Consider the following 19,433-nt stretch of genomic DNA (forward strand, 5'->3'; position numbering starts at 1 on the left):
GTGCCGGCTGAACTATGACCCGGCGACGACCGCCGCGGACTGGCGGGCGATGGCGAGTTCCTCGTTGGTGGGGACGACGAGGACATCGATCGTGGAGTCGTCGGCAGAGATCTGGCGGGCATGCTTGGCACGGATCTCGTTGCGCTGCGGGTCGATCCGAATGCCGTAGGTCTCCAGGCCGGCCAACGCATCGGCGCGCACCGACACCGCGTTCTCACCGACACCGGCGGTGAAGGTGATCGCATCGACCCGGCCCAGTTCGATCATGTACGCACCGAGGTAGCGCCGCAGGCGGTGGATGTAGACGTCGTAGGCTTTGCGGGCACTCGCGTCGCCGGTGGCCATCTTCTCGGTGATGGCCCGGAAGTCGTTCTCGCCGCACAGTCCCTTGAGGCCGGACTGCTTGTTCAACAGCGTGTCGATCTGGTCCACGCTGAGGTGGGCGACCCGGTTGAGGTGCAGCACGATACCCGGATCGATGTCACCGCTGCGGGTGCCCATCACCAGTCCTTCGAGCGGGGTCATCCCCATCGTCGTGTCGATGGGCTGCCCGCCCGCGATCGCCGACGCCGACGCCCCGTTGCCGAGGTGCAGCACGATCTGGTTGATGTCGGCGAGGTCGCGCCCGAGGAAGACCGCCGCCTGCTCGGACACATACTGATGACTGGTGCCGTGGAAACCGTAGCGGCGGATGGCGTGCAGGTCGGCCACACCACGATCGATCGCATAAGTCGCCGCGGAATCGGGCAGGCCGTGGAAGAAGGCGGTGTCGAACACCGCGACGGACGGTACCTCCGGCAACAATTCCCGGGCCGCCTCGATGCCGACCAGATTGGCTGGATTGTGCAGCGGCGCAAGGGTGGAGATGCGGTCGATCTCGCTGATGACCTCCGCCGTGATGCGCGTCGGGTGGAAGAAGGTACGCCCGCCGTGCACCACACGATGTCCAACGGCGGTGAGTCCGGCGGCGGACAGATCGATGCCGCCCTCGGCGAACAAACCCATCATGAACTCGACGGCGGCGAGATGATCGGGCATCGCACGGGTCTCGACGACCTCTTTGCCGCCCTGTGTGTGGGTGATCGACGAGTCGTGGTCGCCGATCCGCTCGGCGATGCCCTCGGCGCTGACTTCTTCGGTCTCCGGATGCACCAGTTGATATTTCAGAGAGGACGATCCCGCGTTGAGGACGAGGACCGCGCCGCCGGCCGACGACGACGCGCTCATCGTGTCCCGCCCTCGACGTCGGTCGGCGCCTGCTGGGCCTGGATCGCGGTGATGGCGACCGTGTTCACGATGTCGGAGACCAACGCGCCGCGCGAGAGGTCGTTGATCGGCTTGTTGAGGCCCTGCAGGACCGGCCCGATCGCGATGGCGCCGGCGCTGCGCTGCACCGCCTTGTAGGTGTTGTTGCCGGTGTTCAGATCGGGGAAAATCAGGACGGTGGCCTGACCGGCGACCGGCGAATCGGGCATCTTGGTCGCGGCGACGCTCGGCTCGACGGCGGCGTCGTACTGAATCGGCCCCTCCACGAGGATCTCCGGGGCCCGCTCGCGCACCAGTTCGGTGGCCACCCGCACCTTGTCGACATCGGCACCGCTGCCCGACTTCCCGGTCGAATACGAGAGCATCGCCACCCGCGGATCGATCCCGAACTGGGCGGCCGTCTCGGCCGACGAGATGGCGATGTCGGCGAGTTGTTCGTCGGTCGGGTCCGGCACCACGGCGCAGTCACCGTAGGTGAGCACCCGGTCGGACAGGCACATGAAGAAGACGCTCGACACCGTCGACACACCCGGTTTGGTCTTGATGATCTCGAAGGCCGGCCGGATCGTATGGGCGGTCGTGTGCACCGACCCCGACACCATCCCGTCGGCCTTGCCGGTGTGCACCATCATCGTGCCGAAGTAGGAGACGTCGTGCATGGTCTCCTGGGCGCGTTCGAAGTCCATCCCCTTGTGCTTGCGCAGGTCGGTGTAGATGGTGGCGAACTCGTCGAGGTAATCCGAGGTTCGCGGGTCGATGACGTCGACACCGTCGAGCGCGATGCCGAGTTCTGCCGCCCGGGTGTGCACGGCATCGGTGTTGCCGAGCAACGTCAGCCGGGCCACGCCGCGGCGCAGCAACCGACCGGCGGCTCTCAGGATCCGGTCCTCTTCCCCCTCGGGGAGAACGATGTGCCGCTGCTGAGACCGGGCCCGGGCCAGCAGAGCGTACTCGAACATCTGCGGCGTCATCACTGCGGGACCCCGGACGTCGAGGACCCGGAGGATCGCCTCGGAGTCGACGTACTCCTCCATCAGGGCAAGCGCCGCGTCGATCTTGCGTACCGACTCGACACCCACTCGCCCGCGGGTGAGCGCGGCGGTCCTCGCCGTCTCGTAGGTCCCCTGCTCGCACATGATGATCGGCAGACTCGGCTTGAGTCCGTTGACCAGTGCCTCGATCATGGGATGGGGTTGCAGGCCGCCGTTGAGGATGATGCCCGTCAGCCGCGGAAACCCCTGCGCGGTGTTGGCGTTGACCAACGACAGCAACACGTCGGAGCGATCGGCCGGGGCGATCACCACGGTGCCGTCGGTCAACCGCTCGAGAATGTGCTCGACGGTCATGCCGCCGACCATCACCAAGAGCGCCTCGCGGTCGAGCAATGCCTCATCGCCGCTGTACAGCTCGGCTCCGAGGGCTTCCATGAGTTCGGCCATCGTCGGCGCGAACAGCACCGGGTCCTCGGGCAGACACCAGATCGGGATTCCGGTCTTCTGCAGTTCTTTGCCGACGACGACGAGTTGCTCCGGATCGCAGCGGTTGGCGATGAGAGCTGCGGTCGTGGCGTGGGCGCCGGAGACCTCCGACAATGCCAGCACCGCGAGATCGTGGACCTCGGCCGGGGTGCGCCCGGCGGCCTTGACCGCGAGGATGATCGGCGCCGACAGGTTCGCGGCGATCCGCGCGTTGTAGCTGAGCTCCGACGGGCTCGCCACGTCGGTGTAGTCCGACCCGATCACGAGCACGGTGTCGCACCGTGCCTGCACCGCGTGGAACCGGGCGACGATCTCGGCGATGGCCGCCTCCGGATCGGCGTGCACCTGTTCATAGGTCACGCCGATGCAGTCCTCGTAGGGGATGTCCACCGAGACGTGGTCAATGAGGAGGTCGAGGATGTAGTCGCGTTCACCGGCCGCCGCCCGGGAGATCGGGCGGAAGACGCCGACGCGACCGCCGGTCGCCGAGAGCAGAGCGAGCATCCCGAGTGCGACGGTGGATTTGCCGGTATCGCCTTCGACGGACGCGATGTAGATGGTGCTCGACGTGACGTTGCGTTCGCCCATGGATGTCACCCTATCCGCCCGCAGGTCGGGCCACATCCGACCTCGTGGACACCGGATGGACCGGTGGGGAACACCGGGTGGATCCGAGGAGAACACCGGGGTTACACACCCCGTCGGGGTCCAGCGTCCGCTTCACCGCGCGCAGCGCCTCGAGCGCGAGATCGCCGATCTCGGCGTGGTAGGCATCGCGATGATCACGGCCCACCCCGTGATGGTGGGTAATGGCGGCGTCGGCGGCGCGGATGGCGTCGTTGGAGGCCTTCTTCGCGGCGGCCCATTGGGCGAGCGGGTCGTCGGTCTGCGGGCAGACCACCGTGAAATAGAGCGACGCCCCGGCCGCGTACACATGGCTGATATGACACATCACCAGAGGCGGGGTGCCCTGCGCGTTCAGCGCATCGGTGATCGCGGCGGTGACCACGGTCTTCAGTGCGGCCAGGCGCGACCAATAGGTGACTGTTTCGAGGGTCTCCACGAGCACCCCCGCGTCAAGTAGCGGATCCCGCAGGTAGGGCGCGCGGAACCGCCCCGTCCGCCAAGCCTCGCCCGGCCCGGGACCGAGCGCGACACCTCCCGCATCCTCGAGGACCGCGCTCGCCGCGGCACGGCGCGCCTCGACTTCTTGGTGGTGCCCCTCGTATCCGACGATCGCCAGGCACCCTCCGGTCACCTCGTCGCCCCCGGCCGATGCGGGGTCGGTGAGGCCGATCGCCGTCTCCACCTCGTCGGACAGGCGCAGCACCGTCGGCATCGGCCCGTCCTGGGCGAGCGCGCGCAACGCGGCCGCGCCCGAGCCGAAGTCGGCGAAGCGCCAGCCCTCGAAGACACGATGGGCGGGCACCGGACGGATGCGGACGGTGACCTCGGTGATGATGCCGAAGGCGCCCTCCGACCCCAGCACCAGCTGACGCAGGTCGGGTCCGGCCGCCGATTTCGGTGCGGTGCCGAGCCTGATGGTGCCCCGCGGGGTCGCGAGCAGGAGACCTTCGACCATCTCGTCGAAACGTCCGTATCCCGCCGAGGACTGGCCGGCCGAGCGGGTCGCGGCGTACCCGCCGAGGCCCGCGCCCTCGTAGGACTGCGGGAAGTGACCGAGGATGAAACCCCTCTCGCGCAACAGTTCCTCCGCGCGGACGCCACGGAGTCCGGCCTGCAGGGTGGCCGTCCGGGAGATCTCATCGACGCCGACGAGCGCGTCGAGTCGCGTCACGTCGACGGTGACGACACCCGCGAAGCCGGCACGTTCGGGTGCGAGTCCCCCGACCACCGAAGTGCCGCCGGTGAACGGCACGACGGCCACCCGGTGCGCGGCACAGATGCCCAGGACCGCCACCACCTCGTCGTGCGACCCCGGCCGCACGACGAGATCCGGTGCGTCCGACGCGTCTCCGTTGCGGAGCGCGAGGAGATCCGGTGTGGAGTAGCCGCGGGTGTGCGCGATCCGTTCGTACCGATCGGCGGTGACATGCTCGGCGCCGAGCGCGTCGATCAGCGCGGCCCGCACTGCCGGAGGCACGTGCGGGTCGGCGAGTCCGATCTCGTCGATGTTGACCCCTCGCCGCGCGCCGGGGTCGCCGGTCCCGATCAGCGCGGCGGCAGCGGGGGGCAGCTGCGCCGGTGTGGCCGGGTCTCCCCACCGCGGCCGCGCCATCCGAACGACGCGCAGCGCGGTCTCGTCGGGACCGGCACGTTCGACGGGGCTCGTCGTCGGGTCCGTCACCGGGTCTCTCCCTCCGGTCACTTCACGATGGCCCGCACGACGAGCTCGGCGATCTCCTCGTCGGTCAGGGTGCTCTCGGGGATCAGCATCAGCGAATAGATCGTGCGCACGAGGAACTCGGCTGCAGCGCGGGGCGCGGGCGCGAGCTGATCGGCGACCTCCGGCTGCAGGTCCGGCAACGTGTTGTCGACGATCAGCGCGATCAACGACGGACCCGAGGCATCCTTCGTGGAGACGACCGCCCGCACGACCTCCTCGGGTTCGTTGCGGAGGATGTACTGCAGCGCCTCGTGTTCGCGGATGTACGGCAGCACATTGAGCACCTGGGCGCGCACCTTGCCGGCCGCGTCCGGGGCGGTGTCGGACCATTCGCGCAGTTTGACCCGCAGCGTGGCGACCTCACGTTCGACGATGGCGGCGACGAGGGCGTCGCGGCCACCGAACATCCGGTATGCGGTGGCCCGGGCGACACCGGCCTGGCGAGCGACCGAGGTCAGACTCAGCGCCTTGGCGCCGAACCGGCCCACCACGGCCACCCCGACATCCACCATGCGGTCACGATCCATGGCGAACACCGTATTCGAAACCGGAGCGGCGTCGCGTCATGGGACAGGCGTCGTGGTGGTGGTCAAGTCGGTCGTGTCGGTCGCGGTGGTCGGCTTGGTCGCCGACGGTGAGGTCGGAGTCGGGTTCGAGGTACGCGGGGTTGGTCGCGGCCACGACGGCACGTACCGGGTGGGCGAGGAGGACGTGGTGGCCTCCATTGAGAACATCGCCAGGAACACGACACGCCGCGAAACCTCTTTGGCCCGCGATGTGTCGCTCTGACAGTCCACCGCGAAGGACTGCCATCCGTAGTAGAACGCTCTCGTGCTGAGTTCTCCCCGTTCCTGCGGGCCGAGGGTCACCGACTCGTCGGGGCTCTCGTCGTTCGGAAGGCCCAGTGTGCAGACCACCGGCACTTCCGACACGCCGCGGTTGCGTACCGTCACGGTGAGCAGCGTTCCCTCCGTGCGGTAGGAACAATCCGGTTCCGGACCGAAGCCGTCGAAATCCCCGCACGGTGTCGACGGATGGTTCGGTGCGGCGGCGGTCGGCGACGGGTCGACCAGGGCCGCGGTGATCCCGGCCCCCGCGGCGATCACAGCGGTGGCAGCGACGGTGACGGTCAGCTTTCGCATCCGCGCACACTCCTTCGACGCACGTGTTCGAGGCTCGACAGCATGCGGCGATGTCATTTCGGTCCGACCCGGTTCCAGCCTAATGGACCGCACCGGCGCCGACACCCCGGCGGATGACTTGCGCGCCGGGGTGCGCGGCTCACCGCTCGACCAGACCGGCCTACTGGTGTGTGACTAGACCGACAGCTTCCGCAGGCGCGGCGCGAGGTCGCGCTCGAAGTTGTCCAGGAACCGGCGCTGATCGTGTCCGGGAGCGTGGAACACCAGGTGGTTGAGCCCACAGTCGGTGTAGAACTTCACCTTCTCCACGGCCTCGTCCGGGTCGGACGCGACGATCCAGCGCTTGGCGACCTGCTCGATCGGCAGTTCGTCGGCCAGGCGTTCCATCTCCGTCGACGAGTTCACGCTGTGCTTCTGCTCCGCGGTCAGCGACAGCGGGGCCCAGAACCGGGTGTTCTCCAACGCCAGCTCGGGGTCCGGGTCGTAGGAGATCTTGATCTCGATCATCCGGTCGATGGCCTCGAAGTCGCGTCCGGCCTTCTCCGCTCCCTCTTTGACCGCCGGGATCAGCTTCTCCTGATACAGATCGGCGCCCTTGCCCGAGGTGCAGATGAACCCGTCCCCGGCACGACCCGCATACCGGGCGACCACCGGACCGCCGGCGGCGACGTAGACCGGGATCGGCTTGTCCGGCACGTCGTACATGTAGGCGCCCTGGGTCTTGTAGTACTCACCGTCGAAATCGACCTGCTCGCCGGTCCACAGCTCCCGCATCAGCGTGATCGACTCACGCAGCCGCGCGAACCGCTCCTTGAACTCCGGCCACTCGCCCTGGAAGCCGGTCGCGTACTCGTTGAGCGCCTCACCGGTCCCCACACCCAGCATGATCCGTCCCGGGTACAGACACCCCATCGACGCGAACGCCTGCGCGATGACCGCCGGGTTGTACCGGAAGGTCGGCGTCATCACCGACGTCCCGATCTGCACCCGCTTGGTGCGCTCGCCCACCGCGGCCATCCAGGCGATGGAGAACGGCGCATGCCCACCGTTGTGCCGCCATGGCTGGAAATGATCGCTCACCGCCACCGAGTCCATCCCGTGTTCCTCGGCCGCGACCGCGATCTCCACCAGCTCGCGCGGATCGAACTGCTCCGCCGACGCCTTGAAACCGAGTTTCAGTTCTGCTGCCACGCCTACCTCGCTCCTGCCGGCCGCGGCTCGTTCGACTCGCGGCTCACCGATCGATCACTCAGTTCCCCTTACGTACTCATACCACTGGCGCCGCAACCGCTTGAATCCAGGCGCATGGATCAACCCCGGGTAGTCGTCGAGTTCTACGCTGGTCGGCATGAGCATGGAATCGGTGGCCTGGGACACCATGTACAAATCGATGTCCGCCCCGCAGGCCCGTTCCCTGCGCGGCGAGCGTCGCGCCACCCTGCGCCGAATCCTCGGATTCGCGCGGCCCCACCGTCTCCGGATCGCGGCGTTCCTCGCGCTGTCGGTGCTGACCGCGCTGCTGACGGTGGTGACACCTCTGCTCGCGGGGCGGGTGGTCAACCTGATCACCGCGGGCGGCGACGGCGGCCAGATCGTCGGGATCGCCGTCCTCATCGCGGCGATCGCACTGGTCGAGGCCGGCGCCGGGATCGCGACCCGCTGGTTCTCCGCCAACATCGGCGAGGGTCTCATTCTCGATCTTCGTCGCGCGGTCTTCGACCACGTGCAGAAGATGCCGGTCGCCTTCTTCACCCGGACCCGCACGGGCGCGCTGGTGAGCCGGCTCAACAACGACGTCATCGGCGCGCAGCGCGCGTTCAGCGACACCCTCTCCGGTGTGGTGTCGAATGCGGTGACGTTGGCGCTGACACTCGGGGTGATGTTCGCTATCAGCTGGCAGATCACGCTGCTCGCCCTGATCCTGCTGCCGATCTTCGTGCTGCCGGCCCGGCGGATGGGACGACGGATGGCTGCGCTGTCTCGTGAGGCCGCCGAACACAACGCGCGGATGTCGACGCAGATGACCGAGCGGTTCTCCGCCCCCGGTGCCACGCTGGTGAAGCTGTTCGGCCGCCCCGACATGGAGTCGGCGGAGTTCGCCGCCCGCGCAGATCGTGTGCGCGACATCGGGGTCCGGCGCGCGATGGTGCAGACCTGGTTCATGACCGCGCTGACGCTGGTGTCGGCCCTCGCGCTGGCGCTGGTCTACGGGCTGGGCGGGTGGCTGGCCGTCGGCGGTCACCTGTCGGCGGGTGCCGTGGTCTCCCTGGCCCTGCTGCTCACCCGGATGTACGCACCGCTCACCGCGCTCGCCAACGCGCGCGTGGAGATCATGAGCGCGCTGGTCAGCTTCGAGCGGGTCTTCGAGGTCCTCGACCTCGCGCCACTCATCGCCGACCGGCTGGATGCGCGCCCGGTCCCGGCGGGGCCGGTGTCGGTGCGGTTCGACGACGTGTCATTCGCCTACCCCTCCGCGGACAAGGTCTCGCTCGCCTCGTTGGAGGAGGTGGCCCAGCTGGACAACCGCGGCGGTTCGACGGTGCTTCACCACATCGACCTCGACGTCGAACCCGGGACGATGACCGCACTGGTCGGCAGCTCGGGGGCCGGCAAGTCGACGATCGCGAGCCTCGCCACCCGGCTCTACGACGTCGAGGAGGGTGCGATCCGACTCAACGGTGTCGATCTGCGCGACCTGCAGAGCGCGTCGGTGCACCGGACGGTCGGGCTGGTCACCCAGGACGGCCATCTCTTCCACGACACGGTGCGGGCCAATCTGCTGCTGGCCGACCCGTCCGCCGACGAGGACCGGATCTGGGACGCGTTGCGGCGCGCCCGCCTCGACGAGCTCGTCGCGTCACTGCCCGACGGCCTCGACACGGTCGTCGGGGAGCGCGGCTACCGGCTCTCCGGCGGAGAGCGTCAGCGCCTGACCATCGCGCGTCTGCTCCTGGCCCACCCGGCGGTCGTGATCCTCGACGAGGCGACCGCCCACCTCGATTCGACGTCGGAGGCGGCCGTGCAGGAGGCGCTCGCCGAGGCGTTGGAGGGCCGCACGTCGATCGTCATCGCGCACCGGCTGTCGACGATCCGCGCCGCCGACCAAATCGCCGTGCTCGAGCAGGGCCGGATCGTCGAGCGCGGCGACCACACGACCTTGCTGGCGAGGGGCGGCCGCTACGCCGAGCTCTACCGCACGCAGTTCGCCGACGACACGCGTCGTGACGCCGGGGAACTCACCGCATGAGGGAAAGGTTTCGGGATGCGCGGGTGGCGCGTCTGGCGACGGTGGGCGTCGGCGACGGCGCCGTCGTCCCGCACCTCGTTCCGGTGGTGTTCGCGCTCGACGACGACGTGATCTACACATGCGTCGACCACAAACCGAAGCGGACGACCCACCTGCGGCGACTCGCGAACATCGCGGCCAACCCCGCGGTGTCGCTGCTCGTCGACCACTACTCCGACGACTGGGACGCGTTGTGGTGGGTGCGGGTGGACGGCCGCGCCGAGGTCGTCGACCCGGACAGTGCCGACGGAGTCCGGGGCATCGATCGGCTCGCCGAGAAGTACGCGCAGTACCGCGAAAAACGCCCCGCCGGGCCGGTCATCGTCATCGGCCACCTCGGCTGGCATACCTGGTCGGCGAGGTAGCCGAGCCGTCAGTCGTCGTCGGCCCTGGGCGGGGTGAGCTTACGGCGCCGGAACTGCAGGAACACCAGCGCGATGTTGACCATGACGATGGCGATGCCGATGGCCACCCACAGCCAGTTGCCCTCGTTCCACCAGTTCACCGTGAGCAGCGCGACGCACACCATGAGGATCACCGAGCCGAAGATCGTCATGCCGCGTGAGAAGGTCAGCGCCCCGCGCTGGAAGTCGTTGTTCATCATCGTCGGACGTCGTCACCTCAATGTCGTGGACCTCGATCAGCCGGCCCGCCTGCCGTTTCGGCTGTCCGCGTCCCTGGCCGCCCGGACGGCCTCCGAGGTGAACTCTGCGGTCTTCTCGATCGCGTGGACGGTCTCCGGATGCCGCGTGACCAGCACCGGGAACGCGTGTATCTGCCAAGAATAGCTGTGGGCCACCGCGGGAACGCCGGCCGCCTCGAGGGCCTCCACGAGCCCGATGACATCGGGCTCGAGCATCTCGCCCTCGGCGGTGATCATCGCCGTCGGCGGGAACGCGTCGTCGGCGAGGTCGCCGATGCGCCGCACCCCGGTGAGCGCGACGGGTCCCCGGTCGAACAGTTTCTCGAGTTCGACCATCTTCCTCTGCGGAATGTAGGCATCCGAACGGCTCGACCGGTCCGGGTGGGTACCCACGTCGAGGTCGAGCAGCGGCGAGAACCCGATGACCGCCGTCGGCCTGGGCAGTCCCTCGCCGTCGGCGCCCTCGACGATCTTGCCCGCCAGGAATCCGCCCGCCGAATCACCCGCGACGACGACGCGGCGATAGCCACGCTCGAGGACGAGTTCCCGGTAGGCGGCGAGCGCATCGGCAACCGAGGCGCCCACACCCGACGACGGCAACTGCCGGTATCCGAGGGAAAAGACCGGCAATTCACATGCCTGCGCGAGACGGCTCGCGATGGACCGGTGCGAGCCGAGACCGCACACCACGAACGCGCCGCCGTGCAGGTACAGGATCGCGGTCTCGGTATCGCGGCGCGACGGGCCGACGGGCAGGATGAACTCCGCCGGCCGTTCGGCCAGTGTCATCCGCTCGCGGACGACCCCTTTCGGTTTCGGCCCGACCGCCAGGACGTGGTCGATCAGGTAGAGCCCGGCCATCCCGGACCGGGTCAGCGGCCACCACGACAGCGTCGGCCGCAACACGGCACGGGTCACGATCCACATCGGAATCGACAGGAGGCTGGGCCTGCGGTGGTGCACGATCGGCATGTTCGTCTCCTTCGCATCACGTGGGCGCTACTCACGTGGACGCCTCGGTCGCGACGCGGATACTCGCCCCTCGGGGGCTCACCGGATGCTGAGATACTCCTGTGCGAAAGCTACACCGTCGTCGGACGCCGACGACGTTCATCCGGCGGGTTTCGCGGGGGAACTCACCGCATGCGGACGCCGAGACCTGCGCCACTGACTGTTCACCCGTGTCACAGACACCGGTTGCGCAACTGGGTTATATTCTTCGCTTCGTGTCGAATCGATGGTGGTGAGCGTGGGTATACCGGCCCATTTCCTGCTTTCCGCACAGGCCAGCGCACCGCGCACCCTGTGCGATGTCCTCGATGAAACGACGGCGAGGTTCCCCGACGCCCCCGCGATCGACGACGGTGAGCTGACACTGAGCTACACCCAACTCCTCGCGCTGATCCGGCGCGGCGCCGAGCGCCTCGCGGCGGCCGGGGTGGGGCGCGGCGGCCGAGTCGGCATCCGGATGCCGTCGGGGTCGCGCGAGCTGTATGTGGCCATCCTGTCCACGTTGTACGCCGGGGCGTCCTACGTCCCCGTCGACGCCGACGATCCGCCCGAGCGCGCCGAGTTGGTGTTCGGCGAGGCCGCCGTCGACGTCGTCGTCGACGCCTCGGGTATCCACCCGACCGGTGGTGACGACCCCGCACCGGTCGCGACGGAATCTCCGGACGATGCACGACCCTCCAGCGGCGACGATGCCTGGATCATCTTCACCTCGGGTTCGACCGGAACTCCGAAGGGCGTGGCGGTGACCCACCGCAACGCGGCGGCCTTCGTCGACGCCGAAGCACGCATGTTCCTGCTCGACGACCCGCTGGGCCCGGGCGACCGTGTCCTGGCCGGATTGTCGGTGGCCTTCGACGCCTCGTGCGAAGAGATGTGGCTGGCGTGGCGCAACGGCGCCTGCCTGGTCCCCGCACCGCGGTCACTGGTGCGCAGCGGCATGGACCTGGGCCCATGGCTGGTGCAGCGCGACATCAACGTGGTGTCGACGGTGCCGACGCTGGCATCGCTGTGGCCGGCGGAGGCGATGGAGGCGGTGCGCCTGCTGATCTTCGGTGGTGAGGCCTGCCCACCCGAACTCGCCGAACGGCTCGCCGTCGAGGGTCGCGAGGTGTGGAACACCTACGGACCCACCGAGGCGACCGTGGTGGCCTGCGCCGCGCAGATGGACGGCACCGGCCCGGTCCGAATCGGACTGCCGCTGCCCGGCTGGGACCTCGTGGTCGTCGACGGCGACGGCAACCCGGTCGGCGACGGCGAGATCGGTGAACTCGTCATCGGCGGTGTCGGCCTGGCCCGCTACCTCGACCCGGCCAAGGATGCCGAGAAATACGCACCTATGCCGACCCTGGGCTGGGACCGCGCCTACCGCAGCGGCGACCTGGTCAAACTCGATCACAGCGGGCTGTTGTTCCAGGGTCGTGCCGACGATCAGGTGAAGGTCGGCGGGCGCCGCATCGAACTGGGTGAGATCGACAACGCGCTGCAGAAGCTGCCCGGGGTGAGCGGCGCCGCCGCCGCGGTGCGCAAATCCGCCGCCGGCAACAGCCTCCTCGTGGGCTATCTGGTCTCGCCGAACCCGGACTTCGACGTCACCGGCGCCCACACCGAACTCCTGAAGCACCTGCCGGCACCGATGGTGCCGCGACTCGCGCTCGTCGACGAACTCCCCACCCGCACCTCGGGCAAGGTCGACCGCAACGCGTTGCCGTGGCCGCTGCCGAGCGGACGGACCTCCGACGAGGACAACGACCTCAGTGACACCGAGGTGTGGGTGGCGCGGTGCTGGACCGATGTACTCGGCGTCGTCGTCGACGACCCGCGGGCCGACTTCTTCGCCGAGGGCGGCGGGTCGCTGGCGGCGGCACAACTGGTGACGGCTCTGCGCGAACGTCACCCCGACATCACCGTCGCCGACCTGTACGACCACCCGCGGCTGGGTTCGCTCGCCGAGATGCTCGACGAACGCGTGCCGTCCGTCGTGGTCACGCCGCGCGACGTGGTGCCGACGCCGCGGCGGGCCGGGCTGGCCCAGATCGCGTTGTCGGTGCCGCTGACGACCCTGACCGGCCTGCAGTGGGCGACCTGGCTCGGGGTGGCGAACAACGTGGCGGCCGAGGTCGTCCACCGCGCCGACCGTGACGTGCCGTGGCTGGTGGAGGTGAACTGGTGGGTCCTGCTCGTCGCGTTCCTGCTGTTCATCACCCCGCCGGGCCGGATGCTGATCGCCGCCACCGGCGCCCGCCTACTCCTGATGGGTTTGCGGCCCGGCACCTATCCCCGCGGCAGCGGCACCCACATCCGACTGTGGGTGGCCGAGCGACTGCTCGACGCGAGCGGTGCCGCCAACCTGTCGGGTGCGCCGTGGATGATCTACCTGGCCCGGGCACTCGGGGCGAACATCGGGCGCGGCGTCGACCTGCACACGATTCCGCCCGTCACCGGCTTCCTCACGGTCAACGACGGCGCATCCGTCGAACCCGAGGTCGACCTGGCCGGCTGGTGGATTGACGGCGACCGTGTACACATCGGCGAGATCATGGTCAAACGCGGAGCGTCGATCGGCGCGCGCTCCACCCTGCTGCCCGGCGCGGTGATCGGGCGTGACGCCATCGTCGCACCCGGCTCGGCGGTCCGCGGACGGGTGAAATCCCGGCAACTCTGGGCCGGCTCCCCGGCCGTCAAGGTCGGCAAGGCCGACCATCCCTGGCCCGATCATCGTCCGCCGCGCGGGACGCAGTGGGTTCCGGTGTATGGCCTGTCGTCGATGGTGCTCGCGGCGATCCCACTGATCTCGCTGGCGGCCGGGCTCGCGGTGATGGGGTCGTGGGCGGTCCACGCCGATCAGTTGGCCGATGTCGCCCTACGGTGCCTCATCCTGCTGGCGCCCGCGACGATCGCCAGCCTCGCCGTGTTCGCGGCGATCACCGCGATCCTGGTCCGTCTCCTGTCGATCGGACTGACGCGCGGCTACCACCCGGTCCGGTCCCGCGTCGGCTGGCAGGTGTGGATGACCGAACGGCTCCTCGACATGGCGCGCACCTATCTGTTCCCGCTCTACGCAAGCCTGCTCACGCCGTGGTGGTTCCGCCTGCTCGGCGTCACCGTCGGTCCGGGCACCGAGATCTCCACGGCACTGGTCCTGCCCAAGTTCACCACGATCGGTGAGGGCGCCTTCCTCGCCGACGACACGATGGTGGCGTCCTACGAACTCGGCGGCGGCTGGCTGCACGTCGACGTGGCGAAGATCGGCAAGCGTTCGTTCCTGGGTAACTCGGGGATGACCGCACCCGGACGCAAGGTACCCAAGGACGGTCTCGTCGCGGTGCTGTCGGCGACGCCCGAGAGCGCGAAGTCGGGGTCGAGCTGGCTGGGCAGCCCACCGACCCGGCTGCGCCGCACCGCCACCGAGACCGACACGTCGCGCACCTTCGACCCGCCGATGAGCCTGAAACTCGCCCGCGCGATCGTCGAGACGCTGCGCATCATCCCGGTGATGGTGTCGTTCGCGCTGGGGCTGTTCATGCTGCTGGGGCTGCAGTACGTCGCAGTCGAGACGTCGTACTGGGTGGCCGCGCTCGTCAGCGGTGTGCTCCTGCTGGTCGCCGGCGCGGCGGCGTGCTGTGTCGCGGCCGCCGCGAAATGGATCGTCGTCGGGCGGATCGAGGTGTCCGAGCACCCGCTGTGGAGTTCGTTCGTCTGGCGCAACGAACTCTCCGACGCGTTCGTGGAGACCGTCGCCGCACCCTGGTTCGCCAACGCCGCAGCCGGTACCCCGATCCTCAACCTGTGGCTGCGCATGCTGGGCGCCACCATCGGCAGGGGCGTCTGGTGTGAGACCTACTGGCTGCCCGAGGCCGACCTCGTCACGCTCGGCGACGGCGCGACCGTGCAGCGCGGCTGCGTGGTGCAGACCCACCTCTTCCACGACCGGGTGATGGCCATCGACGAGGTGACTCTTGAGGCCGGCGCCACCCTCGGCCCGCACTGCGTCGCGCTACCCGCGTCGGGTCTCGGTGAGTCGACGACGGTGGGCCCGGCCTCGCTGGTCATGCGCGGCGACGTGGTGCCCGCCCACACCCGCTGGCAGGGAAATCCCATCGCGCCGTGGCACGAGTGATTCGACCCGCGCATCCCGGCCTCTGAGGAGCGAGGCGCTCCTCAGGGCACGGATGACCGCAGATGACCGGTTCAGCCGACAGCCACGTTCTCCGACTTCGCGGCGCGCCGACGGGACAGGTAGTGGTCGGCGGCTGTGCTGCCGGCCTGGGCGAACCCGACCGCGAGAAGACCCGCGATGAGCGCGAGCGGCAGTTCGTAACCGCCGTCGCCCGACCACAGCCCGGCGTCCCAGTGCACGTACGCGATCGCGCCGAGCATGTCGAGGATCAGCAGAACCGACACGATCGGGAGGAACAACCCCACGATCAGCAGGATGCCACCGATGAGTTCAACCCAGGTGGCGTACTGCGCGGCGAGGTCGGGAAGTGGGATTCCCACCGAGTCGAAGAACTTGCCGGTGTTACCGATCCCGTTGGTGCTCAACTTCTGCCATCCGTGCATGACGAAGATGAAGCCGAGGATCACCCGAGCGAGGAGGAATGACACATTGCGAAGCCCGAACATCGTTTACCTTTCTGCTGCCGAACGTTAAACCGGACCGTGGTCCGCTTGCGGTGAGTCTCTCACACCATGACCGTCGCGTGCACATCGAACCCGCCAGGTAACCTGAGTGTCCGCGACGGCACAGCGCCGGCGCCGCACACGCACTACGAGCAGAGGGAGAGTCAGTGCCGGGGAAGTGGGGTAAGGGTCCACGCCAACCGGTTCTCGGCACTCCGCACGACGACCTCGACCCCTACCTGCCCGACCACGGCAACCTGGGCTTTCGCATCTCCCGGTACGACCTCGAACTCGAGTACAAGGTGTCGCCGAACCGGCTGGCCGGTGTCGCGACGCTGACCGCCACGTCGTATGTCCAGCTGCAGCGGTTCACCCTCGACCTCGCCTCGCCGATGGCGGTGGCGAAAGTCACGGTCAACGACAAGCGCGCGCGCCACTCCCACCGCAACCGGAAGCTGACGATCACCCCCGAATCCCCGATCCCGCCGGGCGGGGCGATGACCATCGTGGTGCGCTATGCCGGCTCACCACGCCCGATCCGCGGACCGTGGGGGGACGTCGGTTGGGAGGAACTCAGCGAAGGGTCGCTGTGCGCGAATCAGCCCAACGGCGCCGCGTCGTGGTTTCCGTGTGACGACCATCCGAGCGCGAAGGCACCGTATCGGATCGCGATCACCACCGACAGCCCCTACTACGCACTGGCCAACGGGGTACTGGAGTCCAAACGCTCCCGCGCCGCGCAGACCACGTGGGTCTACCAGCAGATCGAACCGATGCCGACCTATCTCGCCTCGGTCCAGATCGGTCCGTACAAGCGCAAGGCACTGGCGTCCAAGCCCGTTCCGGTGCAGGCGATCTTCCCGGCACGACTGAGTCGCAACTTCGACATCGACTTCGGCCGGCAGATGGAGATGATCGACGTATTCGTCGAGATGTTCGGTCCCTACCCGTTCCACTCCTACAGCGTCGTCGTGACGGACGACGAGCTGGACATCCCCATCGAGGCGCAGAGTCTGTCCACGTTCGGCGCCAACCATTGCGACGGCACCCGACATTCCGAACGGCTCATCGCCCACGAGTTGGCGCATCAGTGGTTCGGCAACTCGGTGACCCTGGCGCGCTGGCGCGACATCTGGTTGCACGAGGGGTTCGCCTGCTACGCGGAGTGGCTGTGGAGCCAGCGTTCCGGTGGGCCGAGCGCCGCCGAGTGGGCGCGCCATTACTACGACAAGCTGGCCGCGAATCCGGTGCGGGCGGTGCTGAGCGATCCGGGCCCGCGCAAGATGTTCGACGACTGGGTCTACAAACGCGGCGCGCTGACCCTGCACGCCCTGCGCCTGACCATCGGCGACGGCAACTTCTTCGCACTCCTGCACCGCTGGACCGACAAGTACCGGTATGGCTCGGTGACCACCGAGGACTTCATCGCGCTGGCCGCCAACTATTCGTCGCAGTCGCTCGGCCCGCTCTGGGAGGCCTGGCTGTTCACCGCCAAGCTGCCCGCGTTCCCCGGGCCGTCCTGAACGCCTCGACGATGTCGCACGACGACGCGCCGGCCCGGGCCTCGGGCGCGATCGGACGGGTCACCGTCGCGACCGTCGTCGCAGCGGCGTCGGGCTACCTCGTGCTGCTGCTCGCGGCCCGCGACCTCGGGGCGGTCACCTACTCGGTGTTCGCGGTGTTCTGGGCCGCCTACGGCATGGTCACCGGCGCACAGAACGGTCAGCTGCAGGAGACCACCCGCGCGACGCGGGCAGGTGGCGACGTTCGGCATGCCGCGGCGCGACCGTCGTCGCGGGCCCGACCGTGGCTGGTCAACTCGGTGATCGGGGTGGCGCTCGGCGCGGTCGTCGTGGTCTCGTCACCATTGTGGAGCGACCGGGTGTTCACGCAGGACCGGTGGCTGTCGGTGCTGCTGCTCGCGGTGGGTGTCGTGTCGTTCGCCGTGTACGCGCATCTCGCCGGGGCGCTCTCAGGCGCGGTGTCCTGGGGCGCGTTCGCGGCGCTGCTGTCGACCGATGCGCTGATCCGACTGGTCGGGGCCGTCGTCGCGGTGCTCCTCGGGCTGGGCCTGACCGCGTTCCTGGTGATCACGGTGATCGGGTCGGTGTCGTGGATCCTCCTGCTGACGTGGTCGACGGCAGCGCGTCATGCGGCGGGACTACGCGGTGACGTCGGGACCCGACGGTTCACCGCCAACACCCTGACCGCGATGGCCGCGGCCGCGGCGAGCGCGATCCTGGTGATGGGTTTCCCGGTGCTGATCAATGCGACCGACGGGGTCGGGGATCGCTCCGACGCGGCGACCCTCGGCGCCGTCGTCCTGGCGGTCACCTTGACGCGGGCGCCGCTCTTGGTACCGCTGAACAGTTTCCAGGGGGTGCTGATCACCCGATTCGTCGACCACCGCGATCGCCTCGTCGCGGCGCTGCGCGCACCGATGGTCGTGGTCGCAGGTGTCGGGGTCGTCGGTGCGGGCGCCGCGTGGCTGATCGGACCGTGGCTCCTGACCACGATCTTCGGGGCCGACTACCGGCTGGCCGGACTCACGGTGGCCTGGCTGACCGTGGGTGCGACGGCGCTCGCGCTGCTGACCGTGACCGGCGCCGCGGTGCTCGCCACCGCCGCGCACCGGTGGTATGCCGCGGGGTGGTGGATCGCCACCATCGCCTCGATCGCGCTGCTGCTGCTACCGGTCGGCATCGACGGCCGGGTCGCGATCGCGCTGATCGGCGGGCCCGTCGTCGGGATGGCGGTTCACGGATTCGGGTTGGCGTTGCGTAGCCGACCCGCCGTCGTGGCCACCCGTGATTGGGCGTGATTGAGGCGCGAGGTGGCGTGCAGACGCGCCGCGCGGGCCGCGCGCGGCCACCCACGAGCGGCGCAGCGGCGAGCTTCCACGGCGAAGAAGGCGTTCTCCTCGGCGAATCGTCGCCCGTCGACGGCATGTACCGAACTGACCGACGCGTCATGCCGGCGATAGCGGAACACCACGGTCGGGTCGTAGACCAACGACCTGCCGACGGCGGCGAGGTCGACGAGCAGCGCGAGGTCGAGGACGATCTCGAGGCCCGGCCGGAAGCCCACGTCGCGAACCGCGGCGGTCCGCCACAGCAGCGACGGGAAGTAGGTCCAGTTGCCGTGATAGAGACCCGTCGCCATCACCTCGCCACGCAACACGACCGGCTCCCCCGGCCGGGCGCGGGGCGCGAGGAGCGCCTTGATCCGGTCGCCGAGCGGCCGGACGACCCGGTCACGGTCATCGATCACCTCCACACCCGGCGCGATCACGGCGGCCTCCGGATGGCCGTCGGCCAACCCACGCACGGTGGTCAGGTAGTCGGGGGTCATCACGTCGTCGCACCCGACGACGACGAAGTAGTCGGCCTCGACAAGTTCCACGCACCGTCGGAAATTGCCGTTCACACCCAGGTTGGTTTCGTTGCGCAGGTAGCGGACGCGGGGATCGTCGAGGGACTCCAACCACTCCCCCGGCGCCGGGTCGGGATAGCAGTCGTCGACGACGACGAGCCGCAGATCGCCGTCGCGCTGCCCGAGCACACTGGTGACGGCCTGCCGGAACTGCGCGACGTCACCGTAGAAGGGCATCATCACGTCGATCGGCACCCGCCCAGGGTAG

The 19,433-nt window shown here is 68.9% G+C and carries 15 protein-coding genes; 5 read left to right on the forward strand and 10 right to left on the reverse strand.

Going from position 1 to position 19,433, the window contains the following annotated elements:
- Positions 1-12: 12 nt before the first annotated feature.
- The 6 genes from GORHZ_RS06015 to fgd all read right to left on the reverse strand — a co-directional run bounded on the left by GORHZ_RS06015 (position 13) and on the right by fgd (position 7,424).
- Positions 13-1,227 carry an acetate kinase gene (locus GORHZ_RS06015; RefSeq protein WP_006331276.1) on the reverse strand — a complete coding sequence of 405 codons (1,215 nt, stop codon included), beginning with the start codon at positions 1,225-1,227 and terminating at the stop codon, positions 13-15.
- A complete protein-coding gene (gene pta / locus GORHZ_RS06020; protein WP_006331277.1) occupies positions 1,224-3,332 on the reverse strand; it encodes a phosphate acetyltransferase in 2,109 nt (702 codons plus the stop codon). The genes GORHZ_RS06015 and pta overlap by 4 nt, the downstream gene beginning before the upstream one ends.
- Positions 3,333-3,342: 10 nt before the next feature.
- A complete protein-coding gene (locus tag GORHZ_RS06025; RefSeq protein WP_083877202.1) occupies positions 3,343-4,983 on the reverse strand; it encodes an FAD-binding oxidoreductase in 1,641 nt (546 codons plus the stop codon).
- An 86-nt stretch (positions 4,984-5,069) separates the two neighbouring features.
- Positions 5,070-5,618 (reverse strand): TetR/AcrR family transcriptional regulator, encoded by a 549-nt coding sequence (locus GORHZ_RS06030; protein ID WP_040530375.1) that lies wholly within the window; start codon positions 5,616-5,618, stop codon positions 5,070-5,072.
- A 36-nt stretch (positions 5,619-5,654) separates the two neighbouring features.
- Positions 5,655-6,233, reverse strand: a complete 579-nt coding sequence (locus GORHZ_RS06035; RefSeq protein ID WP_006331280.1) for a hypothetical protein — start codon at positions 6,231-6,233, stop codon at positions 5,655-5,657.
- A 174-nt stretch (positions 6,234-6,407) separates the two neighbouring features.
- Complete coding sequence (fgd, locus tag GORHZ_RS06040) at positions 6,408-7,424, reverse strand: glucose-6-phosphate dehydrogenase (coenzyme-F420) (protein WP_006331281.1); 1,017 nt, start codon at positions 7,422-7,424, stop codon at positions 6,408-6,410.
- A gap of 157 nt (positions 7,425-7,581) precedes the next feature.
- Between fgd and GORHZ_RS06045 the strand changes: the two genes are divergently transcribed.
- Positions 7,582-9,480, forward strand: coding sequence for an ABC transporter ATP-binding protein (locus GORHZ_RS06045; protein ID WP_040530377.1), 1,899 nt, complete (start codon positions 7,582-7,584; stop codon positions 9,478-9,480).
- Positions 9,477-9,884: a TIGR03668 family PPOX class F420-dependent oxidoreductase gene (locus GORHZ_RS06050; protein ID WP_040530379.1), complete on the forward strand. Its 408-nt coding sequence runs from the start codon at positions 9,477-9,479 to the stop codon at positions 9,882-9,884. The genes GORHZ_RS06045 and GORHZ_RS06050 overlap by 4 nt, the downstream gene beginning before the upstream one ends.
- 8 nt (positions 9,885-9,892) lie before the next feature.
- On the opposite strand, the gene GORHZ_RS06055 is transcribed toward GORHZ_RS06050, so the two are convergent.
- Both GORHZ_RS06055 and GORHZ_RS06060 read right to left on the reverse strand, forming a co-directional pair.
- Positions 9,893-10,123 (reverse strand): hypothetical protein, encoded by a 231-nt coding sequence (locus GORHZ_RS06055; protein WP_006331284.1) that lies wholly within the window; start codon positions 10,121-10,123, stop codon positions 9,893-9,895.
- 36 nt (positions 10,124-10,159) lie between these two features.
- Complete coding sequence (locus GORHZ_RS06060; RefSeq protein ID WP_006331285.1) at positions 10,160-11,134, reverse strand: alpha/beta hydrolase; 975 nt, start codon at positions 11,132-11,134, stop codon at positions 10,160-10,162.
- A gap of 265 nt (positions 11,135-11,399) precedes the next feature.
- Here GORHZ_RS06060 and GORHZ_RS06065 point away from each other — a divergent pair, with 265 nt between their 5' ends.
- On the forward strand, positions 11,400-15,290 hold the full coding sequence (locus tag GORHZ_RS06065; RefSeq protein WP_174347157.1) for a Pls/PosA family non-ribosomal peptide synthetase: 3,891 nt from the start codon (positions 11,400-11,402) through the stop codon (positions 15,288-15,290).
- A gap of 71 nt (positions 15,291-15,361) precedes the next feature.
- Here GORHZ_RS06065 and GORHZ_RS06070 read toward each other — a convergent pair whose 3' ends face one another.
- Positions 15,362-15,796, reverse strand: a complete 435-nt coding sequence (locus GORHZ_RS06070) for a DoxX family protein (RefSeq protein WP_006331287.1) — start codon at positions 15,794-15,796, stop codon at positions 15,362-15,364.
- Between the two features lie 164 nt (positions 15,797-15,960).
- On the opposite strand from GORHZ_RS06070, the gene GORHZ_RS06075 reads away from it, so the two are divergent.
- Complete coding sequence (locus GORHZ_RS06075; protein WP_006331288.1) at positions 15,961-17,316, forward strand: M1 family metallopeptidase; 1,356 nt, start codon at positions 15,961-15,963, stop codon at positions 17,314-17,316.
- Between the two features lie 11 nt (positions 17,317-17,327).
- The gene (locus GORHZ_RS06080) at positions 17,328-18,614 is read left to right on the forward strand and encodes a polysaccharide biosynthesis protein (RefSeq protein WP_006331289.1); all 1,287 of its coding nucleotides are present in this window, start codon (positions 17,328-17,330) and stop codon (positions 18,612-18,614) included.
- Here the strand turns inward: GORHZ_RS06080 and GORHZ_RS06085 are convergent.
- Positions 18,551-19,420: a glycosyltransferase family 2 protein gene (locus GORHZ_RS06085; protein WP_006331290.1), complete on the reverse strand. Its 870-nt coding sequence runs from the start codon at positions 19,418-19,420 to the stop codon at positions 18,551-18,553. The two genes, GORHZ_RS06080 and GORHZ_RS06085, sit on opposite strands and share 64 nt — an antisense overlap.
- Between the last annotated feature and the right edge of the window lie 13 nt (positions 19,421-19,433).

The organism is Gordonia rhizosphera NBRC 16068 (assembly GCF_000298195.1).
GTDB lineage: Bacteria > Actinomycetota > Actinomycetes > Mycobacteriales > Mycobacteriaceae > Gordonia > Gordonia rhizosphera.